Source organism: Mycobacterium sp. ITM-2016-00318, from assembly GCF_002968285.2.
Classification (GTDB): domain Bacteria; phylum Actinomycetota; class Actinomycetes; order Mycobacteriales; family Mycobacteriaceae; genus Mycobacterium.
In genome coordinates, this window is sequence record NZ_CP134400.1 from 1371364 (window position 1) to 1388016 (window position 16653).

General features: G+C 67.0%; 20 protein-coding genes. 9 read left to right on the plus strand and 11 right to left on the minus strand.

Features of this window, described 5'->3' with window-relative positions; translation table 11 throughout:
- Window positions 1-195: 195 nt before the first annotated feature.
- Both C6A82_RS06640 and C6A82_RS06645 read left to right on the plus strand, forming a co-directional pair.
- A complete protein-coding gene (locus tag C6A82_RS06640; protein WP_105346982.1) occupies window positions 196-627 on the plus strand; it encodes an ATP-binding protein in 432 nt (143 codons plus the stop codon).
- A gap of 59 nt (window positions 628-686) precedes the next feature.
- Window positions 687-1412, plus strand: coding sequence for an RNA polymerase sigma factor SigF (locus C6A82_RS06645; protein ID WP_396836802.1), 726 nt, complete (start codon window positions 687-689; stop codon window positions 1410-1412).
- On the opposite strand, the gene C6A82_RS06650 is transcribed toward C6A82_RS06645, so the two are convergent.
- A complete protein-coding gene (locus C6A82_RS06650; RefSeq protein WP_105346984.1) occupies window positions 1383-1811 on the minus strand; it encodes an STAS domain-containing protein in 429 nt (142 codons plus the stop codon). The genes C6A82_RS06645 and C6A82_RS06650 overlap by 30 nt on opposite strands.
- A 319-nt stretch (window positions 1812-2130) precedes the next feature.
- Between C6A82_RS06650 and C6A82_RS06655 the strand changes: the two genes are divergently transcribed.
- Window positions 2131-2685 carry an NTP transferase domain-containing protein gene (locus C6A82_RS06655; protein WP_105346985.1) on the plus strand — a complete coding sequence of 185 codons (555 nt, stop codon included), beginning with the start codon at window positions 2131-2133 and terminating at the stop codon, window positions 2683-2685.
- Here the strand turns inward: C6A82_RS06655 and C6A82_RS06660 are convergent.
- Window positions 2669-2905 (minus strand): hypothetical protein, encoded by a 237-nt coding sequence (locus tag C6A82_RS06660; protein ID WP_105346986.1) that lies wholly within the window; start codon window positions 2903-2905, stop codon window positions 2669-2671. The two genes, C6A82_RS06655 and C6A82_RS06660, sit on opposite strands and share 17 nt — an antisense overlap.
- Before the next feature lie 17 nt (window positions 2906-2922).
- Here C6A82_RS06660 and C6A82_RS06665 point away from each other — a divergent pair, with 17 nt between their 5' ends.
- Window positions 2923-3618: an SDR family oxidoreductase gene (locus C6A82_RS06665; protein WP_105346987.1), complete on the plus strand. Its 696-nt coding sequence runs from the start codon at window positions 2923-2925 to the stop codon at window positions 3616-3618.
- 1 nt (window position 3619) lies between these two features.
- Here the strand turns inward: C6A82_RS06665 and C6A82_RS06670 are convergent, their stop codons facing one another.
- From C6A82_RS06670 to C6A82_RS06695, 6 genes are all read right to left on the minus strand, one after another.
- Window positions 3620-5425: an acetyl/propionyl/methylcrotonyl-CoA carboxylase subunit alpha gene (locus C6A82_RS06670; RefSeq protein WP_105346988.1), complete on the minus strand. Its 1806-nt coding sequence runs from the start codon at window positions 5423-5425 to the stop codon at window positions 3620-3622.
- Between the two features lie 223 nt (window positions 5426-5648).
- Complete coding sequence (locus C6A82_RS06675; RefSeq protein ID WP_105346989.1) at window positions 5649-6059, minus strand: SufE family protein; 411 nt, start codon at window positions 6057-6059, stop codon at window positions 5649-5651.
- On the minus strand, window positions 6056-6943 hold the full coding sequence (locus C6A82_RS06680; RefSeq protein WP_105346990.1) for a sulfurtransferase: 888 nt from the start codon (window positions 6941-6943) through the stop codon (window positions 6056-6058). Before C6A82_RS06680 ends, C6A82_RS06675 begins: the two co-directional genes overlap by 4 nt.
- Before the next feature lie 9 nt (window positions 6944-6952).
- Window positions 6953-7591: a nucleoside triphosphate pyrophosphatase gene (locus tag C6A82_RS06685; protein ID WP_105346991.1), complete on the minus strand. Its 639-nt coding sequence runs from the start codon at window positions 7589-7591 to the stop codon at window positions 6953-6955.
- Window positions 7588-7824 (minus strand): acyl-CoA carboxylase epsilon subunit, encoded by a 237-nt coding sequence (locus tag C6A82_RS06690; RefSeq protein ID WP_105347006.1) that lies wholly within the window; start codon window positions 7822-7824, stop codon window positions 7588-7590. Before C6A82_RS06690 ends, C6A82_RS06685 begins: the two co-directional genes overlap by 4 nt.
- A 44-nt stretch (window positions 7825-7868) precedes the next feature.
- Window positions 7869-9509 carry an acyl-CoA carboxylase subunit beta gene (locus tag C6A82_RS06695; protein WP_105347007.1) on the minus strand — a complete coding sequence of 547 codons (1641 nt, stop codon included), beginning with the start codon at window positions 9507-9509 and terminating at the stop codon, window positions 7869-7871.
- Window positions 9510-9541: 32 nt separating this feature from the next.
- On the opposite strand from C6A82_RS06695, the gene C6A82_RS06700 reads away from it, so the two are divergent.
- A complete protein-coding gene (locus tag C6A82_RS06700; protein ID WP_105346992.1) occupies window positions 9542-10309 on the plus strand; it encodes a biotin--[acetyl-CoA-carboxylase] ligase in 768 nt (255 codons plus the stop codon).
- Window positions 10310-10319: 10 nt separating this feature from the next.
- Window positions 10320-10853: a PH domain-containing protein gene (locus C6A82_RS06705; protein ID WP_105346993.1), complete on the plus strand. Its 534-nt coding sequence runs from the start codon at window positions 10320-10322 to the stop codon at window positions 10851-10853.
- On the opposite strand, the gene C6A82_RS06710 is transcribed toward C6A82_RS06705, so the two are convergent.
- The gene (locus C6A82_RS06710) at window positions 10790-11482 is read right to left on the minus strand and encodes a GtrA family protein (protein ID WP_105346994.1); all 693 of its coding nucleotides are present in this window, start codon (window positions 11480-11482) and stop codon (window positions 10790-10792) included. The genes C6A82_RS06705 and C6A82_RS06710 overlap by 64 nt on opposite strands.
- 81 nt (window positions 11483-11563) lie before the next feature.
- On the opposite strand from C6A82_RS06710, the gene C6A82_RS06715 reads away from it, so the two are divergent.
- The 3 genes from C6A82_RS06715 to C6A82_RS06725 are packed head-to-tail and all read left to right on the plus strand — an operon-like array spanning window position 11564 to window position 14456.
- Window positions 11564-12736: a 5-(carboxyamino)imidazole ribonucleotide synthase gene (locus C6A82_RS06715; protein WP_255419255.1), complete on the plus strand. Its 1173-nt coding sequence runs from the start codon at window positions 11564-11566 to the stop codon at window positions 12734-12736.
- The gene (purE, locus tag C6A82_RS06720; RefSeq protein WP_199193870.1) at window positions 12729-13283 is read left to right on the plus strand and encodes a 5-(carboxyamino)imidazole ribonucleotide mutase; all 555 of its coding nucleotides are present in this window, start codon (window positions 12729-12731) and stop codon (window positions 13281-13283) included. The genes C6A82_RS06715 and purE overlap by 8 nt, the downstream gene beginning before the upstream one ends.
- A gap of 12 nt (window positions 13284-13295) precedes the next feature.
- The gene (locus tag C6A82_RS06725; RefSeq protein WP_105346996.1) at window positions 13296-14456 is read left to right on the plus strand and encodes an acyl-CoA dehydrogenase; all 1161 of its coding nucleotides are present in this window, start codon (window positions 13296-13298) and stop codon (window positions 14454-14456) included.
- A gap of 18 nt (window positions 14457-14474) precedes the next feature.
- Here C6A82_RS06725 and C6A82_RS06730 read toward each other — a convergent pair whose 3' ends face one another.
- Complete coding sequence (locus tag C6A82_RS06730; protein ID WP_105346997.1) at window positions 14475-15182, minus strand: TIGR03089 family protein; 708 nt, start codon at window positions 15180-15182, stop codon at window positions 14475-14477.
- Window positions 15179-16651: an LCP family protein gene (locus tag C6A82_RS06735; RefSeq protein ID WP_199193871.1), complete on the minus strand. Its 1473-nt coding sequence runs from the start codon at window positions 16649-16651 to the stop codon at window positions 15179-15181. The genes C6A82_RS06730 and C6A82_RS06735 overlap by 4 nt, the downstream gene beginning before the upstream one ends.
- Window positions 16652-16653 lie beyond the last annotated feature (2 nt).

The following is a 16653-nucleotide window of genomic DNA, read 5'->3' on the forward strand; positions in this document are numbered from 1 at the left end:
ACAGATTCGCTCAGGTTGGGTATCAGACATCGATGTCACTGCATCATCGGCGCGCGGCGCGACAGCTGGAAGGCGTTCATCCAGCGTTATTACCCCGCCGAAAGTCACATCACACGTGTCAGATTGTCGGGTACTCCGGTGGTTAGCTGGGATATCACTTGGAGTAATGTCGGGGCGACATTGCCGGGAGGTTTTATGGCGGACGAGCACAACAACAACGGTCACCAACGCGGTGATCGTCCAGTCGAGGTCCGCGTTTCGGCGCAACTGGAAAATCTTGCCGTGGTGCGCACCGTCGTCGCCGCCATCGGCACATTCGAGGATCTCGACTTCGACGCGGTGTCCGACCTCCGACTCGCTGTCGACGAAGCCTGCACGAGGTTGATCCGGTCGGCCATGCCGGACTCGACACTTGTGCTCGTCGTCCACCCCCGGGATACCGAGGTGGTGGTCGAGGCGTCGACCACATGCAAGAGCCAGGACATCCTGACTCCGGGCAGCTTCAGCTGGCATGTGCTGAGCTCGCTGACCGATGAAGTGAAAACCTTCCACGACGGCCGGGGCGCCGAAGAGGGCCGGTTGTTCGGCATATCCATGACGACGAGGCGAGCGAGTTCGCTCAGGTGAGTCCGCAGCGGTCCCAGGGTTCGTCACGATCGAACTCTGAATACGCGGATGTCGCCGACATGTTCCGCGAGTTACAGGGCTTGCCGGACGACTCCGCTCAGTTCGTCCGGCAACGCGACCGGATCGTCGAGCGCTGCCTTCCGCTGGCCGACCACATTGCTCGACGGTTCGACGGGCGCGGTGAGCCGCGCGACGACCTCGTTCAGGTCGCCCGTGTCGGCCTCGTCAACGCCGTGATCCGCTTCGACGTCGACGCCGGCTCGGACTTCGTGTCCTTCGCCGTGCCGACGATCATGGGCGAGGTGCGCAGGCACTTCCGCGACAACAGCTGGTCGGTGAAGGTGCCGCGCCGGCTCAAGGAACTGCACCTGCGCCTCGGCGCGGCGACCGCGGAGCTGTCGCAACGGCTCGGTCGTGCCCCCACCCCGACCGAACTCGCCGCCGAACTCGGCATGGACCGCGACGAGGTCGTCGAGGGTCTGGTCGCAGGCAGCTCCTACAACACGCTGTCGATCGACAGCGGCGGTGGGAGTGGCACCGAGGACGCGCCCGCGATCGCCGACACCCTCGGCGACGTCGATCTCAGCCTGGATCAGATCGAGAACCGAGAAGCTCTGCGCCCCTTGCTCGAAGCCCTGCCGGAACGTGAGCGCACCGTGCTGCTGCTCAGGTTCTTCGAATCGTTGACCCAGACTCAGATCGCCGAACGCGTCGGCATTTCACAGATGCATGTGTCGCGGCTTCTGGCGAAATCGCTAGCGCGGCTCCGTGACCAGTTGCAGTAACCGGCGCTGGTCAGCCTGAAGTTGCGACAGCGCCGCCGACATCGTGGCCGCGAACGGCAACGTCGAATCCGGATCGCAGATGCGGAGCAGTCTGCTCACAGCGGTGCTGGGCACCAGCACCCACTCGACACCGGCGCCCGCGCACCGGACGTTCAGCGTGTGCAGCGCGGAGAAGCCTGCGGTGCCGAAGAAGTCGACACCGGTCAGGTCGAGCGCCAGTCGCCGGGTGCGGTCCGCATCGCGGAGCGCGTAGTCGACGAGTTCCTGGGCATTGGACGCGTCGAGTTCACCGATGGCGGTGATCACCGCGACCGACGGTTGCAGCCACCGTGTCGTGAACGACGCTGTGCTGCTGTCCCGACGGTCGACGGAACGATTAGTGGTGATAGCAGTAGACATGATTTGTGACTCCATCAGTCGAAGAATTTTCGAACTGTGGATCACGCCAAAGTTCAAGGCCCTGGAGTCTCAAAGCCCATCGCTGCAGGAGTTCCACATCCTGCACGTCGATGACGTATCCCTCGGCTGCGAACTCAACCTTGTGTAAACCCTACGCCCATGAGTAGTGGTTCTGTCAATCACGAAACCGCACTCTCATAAAGCCCGGTCAGCGCGGCGATTCGGCTTAGATTTCCACTGCACCGATGACGAGTTCGTCAAAATACCGAATACGAAAAGCAGTTAGCCGATTCGCGCAAGCGTCGGTCACACTGATGGCGTGACAACGCGCGTTGGCGGCATCGTCCTCGCCGCGGGTGCGGGCATCCGTTTCGGCATGCCGAAGGTGCTCGCGTCAGAGGGGCGATGGCTTCGCAACACGGTCGCCGCCCTTCACGACGGCGGGTGCGACGACATCGTCGTGGTACTCGGAGCCGCCGTCGTCGACGTGCCGGCACCCGCGCGGCCGGTCGTGGCCGCCGACTGGGCGGAGGGGATGAGCGCGTCGTTGCGGGCGGGGATCTCGGTGCTCGAGGCCGGACCGGCCGACTATGCCGCCGTATTGACCGTCGACACCCCCGATATCGGCGCCGATACCGTCCGCCGCGTGCTGGACGCCGCGCGGGCCTCGCGGTCGGGCATCGCGCGGGCCCGCTACGGGCAGCGCCCGGGCCATCCCGTCGTCATCGGCCGTCGGCACTGGAATGAACTCCTCGGAACACTGCACGGTGACGAGGGCGCGCGGCCGTTTCTGCGCTCCCGCGACGACGTGGTGCTCCTGGACTGCGCCGACCTTGCGACCGGCGCCGATATCGACGTCAATCAGCAACCGTGATGCCGAGCGCCTGTGCGGCGAAGCCGCGCACCGCCCGCTCCGCCACCTCGATCGCTTCGGTGTTGTCACCGACGGAGGACAGCGTTGCCGTATTCGGGTCAAGGGTCACCTCGGCGACCACGTCACCCGTGATGGGTTCACAGACGTGCCACCGGTAGCGGGTATCCGAACGCGCGCCGCGCAGATACCAAGAGCCGGCATTGATTTCCACCGGGTCCACGGGAGGTAATAGTAGGCATGAAGATCGCGGTGATAGGGGCAAGCGGCCTGATCGGAACTCAGCTCGTCGAATCGCTGACCGCCGAAGGGCACGAGGTCGTCGCCGCGTCCCGCAGCACCGGGGTCGACGTCCTCACCGGTGACGGAGTGGCCGATGCGGTGAACGGCGCCGACGTGGTGGTCGACGTGGTGAACTCACCGTCGTTCGAGGACGCCGCGGTGATGAACTTCTTCATCACCTCGACCACGACCCTCACGGCGGCCGCGAAGGACGCGGGCGTGGGTCACTACGTCGCGTTGACGATCGTCGGGCAGGACGAACTGCCCGGCAGCGGATACATGCGCGCGAAGGTCGCTCAGGAGAAGATCATCGCCGGTTCGGGTCTGCCCTACACGTTCGTGCGTGCCACGCAGTTCGACGAGTTCACCGATCAGATCACCGACTCGCTGGCCGCAGGCGACGAGGTGCACGTGCCGGATGCCTTGATCCAGCCGATCCCGACCTGGAAGGTGGTCTCGGTCCTCACCCGCGCCGCGGCTGCCCAGCCGCTGAACGGCTGCGTCAACATCGGTGGGCCGCAGAAGATCTCGTTCGAGCAGATGGCCCGCGACTCGCTGGCGCGGCGCGGCGAGAACAAGGCCGTCGTCGTCGACAGGGACGCCACGTACTTCGGCACCGCGCTGCAGCAGCGCAGTCTGGTGACGCCGGACTGAACTACTCCGGGGACTTGATCTCGGCCAGCACGGTGCCCTGCGTGATGGCAGCCCCTGGTTCGACCGCAAGGCCGGTGATCGTGCCGTCCTTGTGCGCGGTGACGGGGTTCTCCATCTTCATCGCCTCGAGCACGACCACGAGGTCGCCCGCGGCGACTTCCTGACCCTCCTCGACGGCGACCTTCACCACGGTGCCCTGCATCGGCGCGGTCACCGCGTCGCCGGAGGCCGCCGCACCGCCGTGTGAACCACGCTTGCGGGGCTTGGGCTTCTTGCGGATGACACCGGGTGCGGCCGCGCCGCTGCCGTTGCCGACGGCCAGGTCGCCGGGCAGCGACACCTCGAGCCTGCGACCGCCCACCTCGACGACGACCGTCTGACGCGGGATGGTGTCCTCCTCGTCGATCGGCTCACCGCCGGTGAACGGCTCGATCTGGTTGTCCCACTCGGTCTCGATCCAGCGGGTGTGCACGGTGAAGCCGTTGTCGTCGCCGATGAAGGCCGGATCGGAGACCACGGCGCGGTGGAACGGGATGACGGTGGCCAGACCCTCGACGATGAACTCGTCGAGTGCGCGGCGCGAGCGCTCCAGCGCCTCCTGGCGATTCGCGCCCGTGACGATCAGCTTGGCCAGCATCGAGTCGAACTGTCCGCCGATCACCGAACCGGTCTCTACACCGGAATCCAGCCGCACGCCAGGGCCAGTCGGGATTTCGTACCGGGTGACGGGGCCGGGGGCGGGCAGGAAGCCGCGGCCCGCGTCCTCGCCGTTGATGCGGAATTCGATGGAGTGGCCGCGCGGCGTCGGGTCCTCGGTGATGTCGAGGGCGTCGCCGTTGGCGATGCGGAACTGCTGGCGGACCAGGTCGATGCCCGCGGTCTCCTCGGTGACCGGGTGCTCCACCTGAAGACGCGTGTTGACCTCGAGGAACGAGATCAGGCCGTCCTGGCCGACGAGGTACTCGACGGTGCCCGCGCCGTAGTAGCCGGCCTCCTTGCAGATGCGTTTGGCGGACTCGTGGATCTCCTTGCGCTGAGCGTCGGTCAGGTACGGCGCGGGCGCCTCCTCGACCAGCTTCTGGAAGCGGCGCTGCAGCGAGCAGTCGCGGGTGCCTGCGACCACCACGTTGCCGTGCGTATCGGCGATCACCTGTGCTTCGACGTGGCGCGGCTTGTCAAGGTAGCGCTCGACGAAGCACTCACCGCGGCCGAACGCCGCGACGGCCTCGCGGGTGGCCGAGTCGAACAGCTCGGGGATCTCCTCGATGGTGCGAGCGACCTTCATGCCGCGGCCGCCGCCACCGAATGCCGCCTTGATGGCCACCGGCACGCCGTACTCCTTGGCGAACGCGACGACCTCGTCGGCGTCCTTCGCCGGATCCGGAGTGCCGGGAACCAGCGGGGCCTTTGCGCGCGCCGCGATGTGGCGGGCAGTCACCTTGTCACCGAGATCGCGGATCGACTGCGGGCTCGGCCCGATCCAGATCAGGTCGGCGTCGAGCACCGCCTGCGCGAAATCGGCGTTCTCCGAGAGGAATCCGTATCCGGGGTGGATGGCGTTGGCGCCCGACTTCTCGGCTGCGTCGAGCAGCTTGCCGAAGTCGAGGTAGGACTCCGCGGAGGTCTGGCCGCCGAGCGCGAATGCCTCGTCGGCGAGCCGCACGTGTGGGGCGTCGGCGTCGGGTTCGGCGTACACGGCCACGCTCGGGATTTCGGCGTCCCTGGCCGCGCGGATCACCCGGACGGCGATCTCTCCGCGATTGGCTACCAGCACCTTCTGGATGCGTGAGCTGGCGTGACTGGGCACTGCGCCTCCTGGTCGACTTCAGTTTTCGCTTGTCTAAGAAACGTCTTTAAGAATGTATCCCGCGCAGTTTAAGCGCCAGCGCCGCGGCGACCCCAATTGACCCTCGCGCGGCGGGTTGGGAAGTACCGCGGATCTCGATGCCAAGCAGCAGCGCGAGCGCTCACCTGGGTACGGTTTCAGCGTCGATAAGCGTACGACGATGAGCGCTCGGCGTCGTTGTTCGTCAGCGCAGGTGCTTCTTGATCCTGGCCAGCATCGCCGACATGCCGCGCAGCCGCAGCGGGCTGATCAACGCCGCCAGGCCGAGCTCGCCGTAGAAGTCGTCGGGCACGGCGAGGATGTCGTCGGCGGACTGCTTGTCGAGCCCCTGGGCGAGGATCGAGGCGAAGCCACGCGTCGTCGGCGCCTCGGGCGGTGCGCTGAAGTAGAGCCGGACGTGGCCGCGGTCGCCGGCGTCGACGTGCAGGAACAGCGGTGACTGGCATTCCGGCACCGGCTCCATCGCCGCTTCCTCGAGGTCGGCGGGAAGCGGAGGTAGCTCGCCCGAGAACTCGAGGAGCAGCTGCAGCTTGTCCTGGCCGGTGACCTCTTTGAAGTCCGACACCACCTCGGCCAGCGGCGCAGGCATGCTCATGGCGCGGCGCCTGGTTCCTCTCCGACGGCGACGGGCACCCGCACCGCATTGCCCCACTCGGTCCACGAGCCGTCGTAGTTGCGCACGCCCTCTTTGCCGAGCAGGTGGGTCAGCACGAACCACGTGTGGCTGGACCGCTCACCTATACGGCAATACACGACGGTCTTGTCGTCGGGCTGCAGGAAGCCGTACAGGTCGTCGAGCTCCTTGCGGCTGCGGAACCGGCCGTTGTCCTGTGCGGCCTTCGCCCACGGGATCGAGCGCGCGGTCGGGATGTGACCACCGCGCAGCGCGCCTTCTTCGGGGTAATCCGGCATGTGGGTGCGCTCGCCGGTGTACTCCTGCGGGGAACGGACGTCGATCAGCGGTTCCGCGCCGAGGATGGCGAGCACGTCGTCCTTGTATGCCCGGATCGGTGCGTCATCGCGTTGCACCACGGGGTAGCCGGTGGTCTGCTTGTTCGGCACGTCGAGCGTGGTGTCGCGGCCATCGGAGATCCACAGGTCGCGCCCGCCGTCGAGAAGTCGCACGTCGGGGTGGCCGAACAGGGTGAACACCCACAGCGCGTAGGCGGCCCACCAGTTGCTCTTGTCGCCGTAGATGACCACCGTGTCGTCGCGTGAGATGCCTTTGCGGTTCATCAGCTCGGCGAACTGCGCGCCGTCGATGTAGTCGCGCACGTGTGGGTCGTTGAGGTCGGTGTGCCAGTCGATCTTCACCGCACCGGGAATGTGGCCGGTGTCGTAGAGCAGAACGTCTTCGTCGGATTCGACGACGGCAAGCCCCGGCCTGCCGAGATTTCCCGACAGCCAGTCGGGTGTGACCAGCCGTTCCGGGTGGGCGTACGAGGCGAGACTGGGATCGGGATCTGGAGGCAGTGGCACAACACGAGCCTACAGCGGGTTGTCAGCCCAGAGTCCGCCGATCGAGAGCCCCACACGGGTGAAAAGTGTGCGCATCGTCGGTAGCGAAAGGCCGATCACGTTCGACGGATCGCCGTCGATGCCGTCGACGAACCAGCCGCCGAGGCCGTCGATCGTGAAGGCGCCCGCCACCCGCAGCGACTCGCCGCTGGCCAGATACGCCGTCAGCTCGTCGTCCGTCGGTGTACCGAAATGAACTCTGGTCGTGCCGCATTGGACTTCGCGGTGGGTCACCGTGCCGTCGCGCAGCCGGATGACACAGTGGCCGGAATGCAGGATGCCGGGGCTTCCGCTCATCGACTCCCACTGCCGCCGCGCCTCATCGATCGACTGCGGCTTGCCGCGCAGGGCGCCGTCGACAAACAACATCGAATCACAGCCGATCACAACGCAATCCGACGCCAGAGTCGGTTCGAGGTCGGCCACGACGTGCTCGGCCTTCGCGGCGGCGAGCGCATTCGCCACGTCCGCGGGGTCGGCGTCAGTGCCTTGCGCCGCGATGACCGCGTTCTCGTCGACGCCGGAGACCACCACGACGGGATCGATCCCTGCCTGGCGCAACACCATTCGCCTGCCGGGGGAGGCCGACGCGAGGACCACCCGCGTCATCGGCGCATGTGTGTCCGCTCCTTGAGGGTAACCAGCTGCCAGCTGATGGGCGAGAAGCGCAGCTTGTCCACCGGATGGCCCCACAGATTGAGCTCCTGCGGGCCCGACTCGATCCGACCGCCTCCAGCGGCGCTCAGCACCGCGACGAGGGCGGCGAGTTCCTCGGTGCTCGGCTGACCTTTGACGATCTTGATCTCCTCGACGCCCTGGTGAGCCGGCTCGTCGATGGTCATCTCGCGCGGGTCGCTGACCTCGGTGATGTGGTGTTCGTCTCTTGTCACAGCGGAATGTTCCCGTGCTTCTTGGGCGGCGTCTGGGTGATCTTGCGCTCCAGCAGCCGCAAAGCGGTGGCGACGTAACCCCTGGTGTGCGACGGCGGGATGACCGCGTCGACGTAACCGCGCTCGGCGGCGATGTAGGGGTTGACGAGGGTGTCCTCGTAGTCCTGCTGGAGCTCCAGGCGAAGCGCGTCGACGTCGCGGCCCTCTTTGGCGGCCTCCTTGAGCTGCTGGCGGTAGACGAACCCGACCGCGCCGGAGGCGCCCATCACGGCGATCTGGGCCGTCGGCCACGCGACGTTGACGTCGGCGCCCATCTCCTTGGAGCCCATGACGCAGTAGGCGCCGCCGTAGGCCTTGCGGGTGATGACGGTGATCTTCGCGACGGTGGCCTCCCCGTAGGCGTAGAGCAACTTGGCGCCGCGCCGGATGATGCCGTTGTACTCCTGTTCGGTGCCGGGCAGGAAGCCGGGCACGTCGACCAGCATCACGATCGGGATGTTGAAGCAGTCGCAGGTCCGGATGAACCGGGCCGCCTTCTCCGAGGCGTTGATATCCAGGCAGCCCGCGAACTGGGTGGGCTGGTTGGCCACGATGCCGACCGGACGGCCGTCGACGCGGCCGAACCCGACCAGGATGTTCGTGGCGTAGCCGGCCTGCACCTCGAGGAACTCGTCGTCGTCGAGGATGCGGGTGATGACCTCGTGCATGTCGTAGGGCTGGTTCGGCGAGTCAGGGATCAGCGTGTCGAGCTCGATATCCTCCTCGGTGAGGGTGTCCTCGATGGCACCCTCACCCACCTCGGCGGGATACCGCGGCGGATCCGCGTAGTTGTTGCTCGGCAGGTAGCTCAACAAATCGCGGACGTAGTCGAAGGCGTCCTGCTCACCGGAGGCGACGTAGTGCGCCAGGCCCGACTTCGCCATGTGCGTGTGCGCGCCGCCGAGCTCCTCCATCGTCACCTCCTCGCCGGTGACCGTCTTGATGACGTCGGGGCCGGTGATGAACATCTGGCTCGTCTGGTCGACCATGACGACGAAGTCGGTGAGGGCGGGGGAGTAGACGTGGCCGCCCGCTGCGGCGCCCATGATCAGCGAGATCTGCGGGATGACGCCCGATGCCTGGATGTTGTTGTGAAAGATGTTGCTGTACAGGCCGAGTGAGACAACGCCCTCTTGAATGCGGGCGCCCGCGCCGTCGTTGATGCCGATCAGGGGGCGCCCGGTCTTGAGCGCCAGCTCCTGTACCTTGACGATCTTCTCGCCGTACACCTCGCCGAGGCTGCCGCCGAACACGGTGGCGTCCTGGCTGAAGATGCAGACGTCGCGGCCGTCGATGGTGCCGTAGCCGGTCACCACGCCGTCGCCGAGCGGCCGGTTCTCCTGCAAGCCGAAGTTGACGCTGCGGTGTCGGGCCAGCGCGTCGAGCTCGACGAAGGAGTCCTCGTCGAGCAGCGCCAGGATGCGCTCACGGGCGGTCAGCTTGCCCTTGGCGTGAACCTTCTCGACCGCCTTCTCGCCGACCGGGTGCAGCGTTTCCTCGGTCCGCCTGCGCAGGTCGGCCAGCTTGCCCGCCGTGGTGTGGATGTCGATCGTGTGCTCAGCCGACGGCTCGGCACTGTGCTCGGAAACGCTCGTCATGGTCGTCGATGCTATCGACATAGGCTCATCCGGTGAAAAGCGGACCGTGGCGCATCGACACCGTTGACCAGACCGGCTCCACCAATGCCGATCTGCTGGCGCGGGCCGCCGCAGGTGAGGACATCGACGGTGCGGTGCTGATCGCCGAGTCGCAAACCGCGGGCCGCGGCAGGCACGGCAGAAGCTGGTCGACGCCGCCGGGCTCGCAGATCGCGCTGTCGGCCGGGGTCGGCGTCGGCACCGTACCCAGCGAGGCGTGGGGCTGGCTGCCGCTGCTCACCGGCGTCGCTGTGGTGGACGCGGTCGCAGAAGTCACCGGCGTGGAAGCGGGGCTCAAGTGGCCCAACGACGTTCTGGCCGTCGCGGGTCGCGACAGTTCGGCTTCCGGCGCAGGGAAGCTCGCGGGCATCCTCGCGGAGGTGGCCGCACCCGCGCCTGTCGTGGTCATCGGTCTCGGCCTCAATGTCACCGAGGCCCCCGATCCCGCCGCCACGTCGCTGGGGCTGCTCGGTGCCCCCGTCGACCGTGGAGTCCTCACCGAGGCGGTGCTGCGCCACCTCGCCGCCCGCGTCGACGCCTGGCGCGCTGCCGACGGCGCCGACGCCGCGCTCGTCGCCGACTACCGCTCGCGCAGCGTGACCATCGGCAACCGGGTGCGGGCCGTCCTGCCTGGCGACCGCACCGTCTCCGGCGTTGCCGAAGACGTCGACGGGATCGGCAGGCTGCGCATCGACACCGGTGAAGAGGTGGTGACCGTCTCCGCAGGCGATATCACGCATTTGCGGCCGGCCAACCCATAGAGTTCTGCGCGTGGGTTATCCCGATAGCGTGCTGGCCGCCGACGAGAGGGTGGTGCTTCACCGCCACCCGCACTGGAAGCGGCTCATCGGCCCGGTGCTGCTGTTGTTCGTCGCCTCGGCGGCGGCGGCTTTCGGCGCCGCGGTGGTCAACACGCAGAACTGGGGCACCGCGAAGACGGTCGTGCATCTGGTCATCCTGGCCGTCTGGCTGCTACTGGTCGGATGGCTGACCGTCTGGCCGCTCCTGAACTGGCTGACGACACACTTCGTCATCACCGATCGTCGGGTGATGTTCCGCCACGGCGTCCTCACCCGTCAGGGCATCGACATTCCGTTGGCGCGGATCAACAGCGTGGAGTTCCGGCACGGACTCATCGACCGGATGGTGCGCACCGGCACGCTGATCATCGAGTCGGCGTCACAGGATCCGTTGGAGTTCCACGACATTCCGCAAGTGGAGCGCGTCCACTCGCTGCTGTATCACGAAGTTTTCGACACGCTCGGCGGCGAGGAGTCCGACAGCCGGTCCTCCGGCAGGCGCTGACGGCGCGCACGCTCGATCGGAGTGACGTTGGTGGAGCCCAGCGCGGTCCCGAGTGACGGATCGTGCGCCTCGCGCACATCCTCCATCACCTCGGCGATGCCGCCGCCGGTGAGCGTGGCCTCCAGCGCCTTCTCCTGGTCGCGGCCGAACTCGTCGGGGAACACCCAGCGCCGGAACGCCCAGAACCGGAATGCCATCTGCAACAGGTTGCCCAGGATGTAGGCCGAGACGAAGTCGGCGAGGTTCTCGGTCATCAATGACACGTCGGGCACGCGAAGAAGCAGTACGTAGCTGGAGAACCACAGCGGAGCCATCGACAGCAGGACGCCGACACCGCTGAACCCGAAGAACAGCAGCGCCTCGTGGTGGCGTTCGCGGCCACCCCGGTTCTGGAAGCTCCACTCCCTGTTGAGGATGTAGGAGGCGATGACGGCGACGATGCCCGCGATGATTTTCGCGGTCACCGGCTTCGGCTCGAGCACCGTCAACTTCAGCGTGTAGAACACCGACGAGTCGATGACGAAGGTCGTCGCACCGACGATCGCAAACTTGATGAGTTCGTGGTGCCGTTCAAAGTATGGCCGGATCGGGCGGGGCAGCCGCGCGATCGTGGCATCGGTGAAGGACACGACAAGCGAGTGTACGGAAACAACGGCTTTCACGCGCACCCGTGCAGGTCAGCCCCAACGCGGACGTGACACCATGAAGGCGTGCCGACACCCAAAGTGACCATGATCGGCGGCGGACAGCTGGCCAGGATGACCCATCAGTCAGCTATCGCGCTCGGACAGACGCTTCGTGTGCTTGCCGTCACGCCCGAGGACCCAGCCGCTCAGGTCACACCCGACGTGGTGATCGGATCGCACACCGACCTCGACGCGCTGCGTCGTGCGGCCGAAGGCAGCCAGGCGCTCACCTTCGACCACGAACACGTGCCGACAGAGTTGCTCGAGAAGCTGGTCGCCGAGGGTGTCAACGTGGTCCCGCCGCCGGAGGCGCTGATCCACGCCCAGGACAAGCTGGTGATGCGACGGCGGCTGGAAGCCATCGGGGCGCCGATCCCGCGCTACGCCGAGGTGACCGACGCCTCGCAGTTGGACGCGTTCGCACCCGGCGAGCCGATCGTGCTGAAGACGGCGCGCGGCGGCTATGACGGCCGCGGCGTGCTGCTGGCCCGAGACCTCTACGAGGCGCGCGAGTTCGCGCGCCGCAATCTGGACGAGGGAAATCCAGTGCTGGTCGAGGAACGGGTCGCGATGCGACGGGAGTTGGCGGCTCTGGTGGCCAGGTCGCCGTTCGGCCAGGGTGCCGCATGGCCGATCGTCGAAACCGTGCAGCGCGACGGCATCTGCGTCGAGGTGATCGCACCCGCACAAGGTTTGAGTGCCGAGAGTGCCAGCGCGGCCGGGGAGTTGGCGTTGCGGCTGGCCGACGAACTCCGCGTGGTCGGCGTGCTGGCCGTCGAGTTGTTCGAGACCGTCGACGGTGAGCTGATGGTCAACGAGCTGGCGATGCGGCCGCACAACTCTGGACACTGGACGATGGACGGCGCGACCACGAGCCAGTTCGAGCAGCACCTGCGAGCGGTGCTCGACTATCCGCTCGGCGACACCAGCCCCGTCGCCCTTGTCACGGTGATGGCCAATTTGCTTGGCGCACCGGAGAAGCCGGCGATGGGGATGGACGAGCGACTGCACCATTTGTTCGGCCGGATTCCCGACGCGAAGGTGCACCTGTACGGCAAGGAGGAGCGTCCCGGCCGCAAGATCGGGCACGTCAACATCGCAGGCGAAGACGTCGAGAAGTTGCGTGAACGGGCCAGGCGGGCGGCACACTGGTTGTCGCATGCGGAGTGGACCGACGGATGGGACGGACATGAGTGAGGGTGCCGGGCAGGGGGAGCGCGATATGAATCCCCGCGTCGGCCTGATCATGGGCAGCGACAGCGACTGGCCGGTGATGGAGGCCGCTGCGCATGCCCTTGCGGAGTTCGAGATTCCGTTCGAGGTCGGCGTGGTATCGGCGCATCGCACGCCCGACCGCATGCTTGATTACGCGCGCACGGCGGCCGACCGCGGCATCGAGGTGATCATCGCCGGCGCCGGAGGAGCCGCTCACCTGCCGGGGATGGTGGCGTCGGCGACGGCGCTGCCGGTGATCGGTGTTCCGGTGCCATTGGCGAAACTCGACGGTCTCGACTCGCTGCTGTCGATCGTCCAGATGCCCGCAGGCGTTCCGGTGGCGACCGTTTCGATCGGTGGGGCCCGCAACGCGGGGCTGCTCGCCGTGCGCATACTCGGCGCCGCCGATGGCCGGCTTCGCAAGCGGGTCGAGGCGTTCCAGGAGCAGCTCGGCGCATCTGTCCTGGAGAAGGACGCCGCCCTGCGGGACCGGGTGCTCGGATCCGACGGTAAAGTTACCGGCGAGTAGCAAGGAGTTCTCATGGCTGATAACCCTGACTTCGACGTGTTCAAGCTGCCCGAGGAGCACGACGAGTTGCGCGCTGTGCTGCGTGATCTGTGTGAGAAGGAGATCGCCCCGCACGCAGGCGACGTCGACGAGAATTCGCGGTTCCCCGACGAGGCGCTCAAAGCCCTCAACGAGTCGGGGTTCTCGGCGGTGCATGTGCCAGAGGAGTACGACGGCCAGGGCGCGGACTCGGTGGCGACATGCATCGTGATCGAAGAGGTCGCCCGGGTGTGCGCGGCGTCGTCCTTGATCCCCGCGGTCAACAAGCTCGGCACGATGGGGCTGATCCTTTCGGGCAGCGACGAGCTCAAAAAGCAGGTGCTGCCGTCGATCGCGTCGGGTGAGGCGATGGCGTCCTACGCCCTCTCGGAGCGCGAAGCCGGCAGCGACGCGGCGGCGATGCGAACCCGCGCCCGCGAGGACGGCGACTCGTGGATCCTCAACGGCACAAAGGCCTGGATCACCAACGGCGGCAAGTCGACGTGGTACACGGTGATGGCGTCCAGCGACCCCGACAAGGGCGCCAACGGTATCTCGGCGTTCATGGTGCACCGCGACGACGAGGGTTTCACGGTCGGGCCGAAGGAACGCAAGCTCGGGATCAAGGGCTCGCCGACCACTGAGCTCTACTTCGAGAACTGCCGGATCCCCGGCGACCGCATCATCGGCGAGCCCGGCACCGGCTTCAAGACCGCGCTGCGCACCCTCGACCACACTCGCCCGACGATCGGCGCCCAGGCTGTCGGCATCGCGCAGGGCGCGCTGGACGCGGCGATCGCATACACCAAGGACCGCAAGCAGTTCGGCAAGCCGGTCAGCGACTTCCAGGGTGTCCAGTTCATGCTCGCCGACATGGCGATGAAGGTCGAAGCCGCGCGATTGATGGTCTACTCCGCGGCGGCCCGCGCCGAACGCGGCGAACCCGCGTTGGGCTTCATCTCCTCGGCGTCGAAGTGCTTCGCCTCCGACGTGGCCATGGAGGTGACCACCGACGCCGTGCAGCTGTTCGGCGGCGCGGGCTACACGCAGGACTTCCCGGTCGAGCGGATGATGCGCGACGCCAAGATCACCCAGATCTACGAGGGCACCAACCAGATTCAGCGCGTCGTGATGTCACGGGCGCTGCTGAAGTAGAGCCGAGAGGACACGGGGCTAACCCTTGGTGGTTTTCTCGGTCCGGCGGCGGCGGTCCATGGCCGCCGGATCGGGATTGGTGACCTGCACCAGCGATGCGCCCGCGGCGAACACTGCGAACAGGTTCTCCGTCAGTTCGTCGGCGCTGTCCCAGCGGGCGGTCGACAGCACACGGTCATCGGCGGTGAAGCCCTGTGCGGCAGCGGAATCGGCGGTGGCGCCGAGGAGTTCGGTTACCGATCGACCCTCCAACGCCGGGCCTGGGTTGCGTTCGGGAACTATCTGGTCGCCGTGCACCCGTACCGACGTCGCGTAGTCCGTCATCCCGATCGGCAGGTCCGCCACCGGCTTACCGAATGGATCAAGGGACAGCACCGCAACCTCACCCGGGCCGACGGCGGCATCGGCGTCGTCGATCCGGTCCGCCGTGCACAGCGCGACATCGGCCTCCGCCGGCCCGAGCACCACCTCCGCGCCGATGTACCAGACGCCGAGCAGGACCGCGGCGGTCTGCCAGTGTGCGGGCAGCAGCACAGCGATCCGGCTGCCTGGGCCTACGCCGAGTTCGTCGCGAAGCAGGTTGGCGGTCTTGGCCGCCCAGTTGGCCAGCGTGACGGTCGACAGCTCGATCCGCTCACCCGTCGCGTCGTCGTAGTAGGTGATGCGCGGGCCGACCGGATCCCGGTCCAACAAGGGGTCAAGCAGCGCCTGACTTACGGTCGTCAATTCACACAGTCGGGGTTGTCCGAGGCCGCCGTGATGATCGGCGACGGGGCAGGCGGGGCGTCCTCGCCCGTCGACTCGCTCGCCGCAGGATCGGCCGTCGCGAGCGTCGGGTCGGTGCCGTCGAGGCCGGATCCCGGTCCGGTGTAGTCGTTGCCGAGCACCACCCGAACGGTTCCCGGTGGCACGCTCGGGTCGGCGATGATCGGCAGTCCACCGAGATCCTTGGAAACCGCCTGCGCGCCAAGGTCGTCCGCCTTCTCCGCAAGTACCTGGCTGGTCTCAAGGACGCCCGCATCATGGTTGCCGAGGGGGCCCGGCGCGAAGCCGTTGTTGGTGAGCGCGGCCGACACCGCGGCGGCCAGGCCGTTGATGTCGGTGGCGTTGATCACCTCGGCTGCGGTCTTGGCGGGTGTGTAGGCGAGTTCCTCGGTCTTGCCCTTGTCCTGCTCCTGCAGCAGGCCGTCGACCCAGTCGCGCACCTCCGTGCCATCCACCCGCACGACGCTCTGCATTCCGTCGTCGCTCCAGCCGTTCTCGTCGAGCACCGGGATGGTGGCGAAGGCGACGTTGCCTGCCGCCAGCTTCTGCAGTTGTTCGGCGAACTGCATGACGTCCCAACCGTCGGACAGCACCACCGACCGTTGCACCGCTTCTTGCAGCCGGTTCAGTGTTGCCGGGCTCGACAGCGTCTTACCCGAGATCACCTGGTGCGCAAGCGAAGCCATCACCACTTGTTGGCGCACCACCCGGTCGAGGTCGCCGCGGGGCAGGTCGTGGCGCTGCCGCACGAAGCTCAGCGCCTGCGGTCCGTCCAGCTTCTGCCAGCCCGCCGGAAAATCTGCACCCGAAAGGGGCTCGTAGACAGGACTTTTGAGGCAGACATTGACGCCGCCGAGCGCGTCGGTGATCAGCGCGAAACCGAGCAGGCCGATCTCCGCGTAGTGGTCGACGGTGACGCCGGTCAGATTCGCGACGGTCTTGATCAGTGCCTCGCGGCCCGCTTCGTTGGCTTCCGGCTCGGCGACCGACGGGTCGACGCCCTGCTCTTCGACCAGCTCCTTGAGCTTCTCCAGGTGCTCCGACCCGTAGACGCCGTTGATCTTCATCTTGCCGATGCCCGGCGCCTCGACGTAGGAGTCGCGCGGGATCGAGATCGCGGTCGCCGACTGCCCGTTGTTGGGGATGCGGATCAGGATGATGGTGTCGGTGTTGGTGGACTCGTCGTCACCGGCACGCAGAGTGGCCAGCTCGTCGGCCGACAGCGGGTTGCCGTGCGCGTCGGTGCGGCTGTCCAACCCGACCAGCAGGATGTCGATCGCACCGTCCTCCCCGCCGCCTCCGAGCGCCGCCGACGAGATGTGGTTGATGCCGGATTCGAACGACCGGATCTTGCTCCACGCCACGCCCGTGCCGATGACGATCGCCGCCGCGAGCATGACGGCAACGGTCCGGAACAGGCGGGCGGGCATCA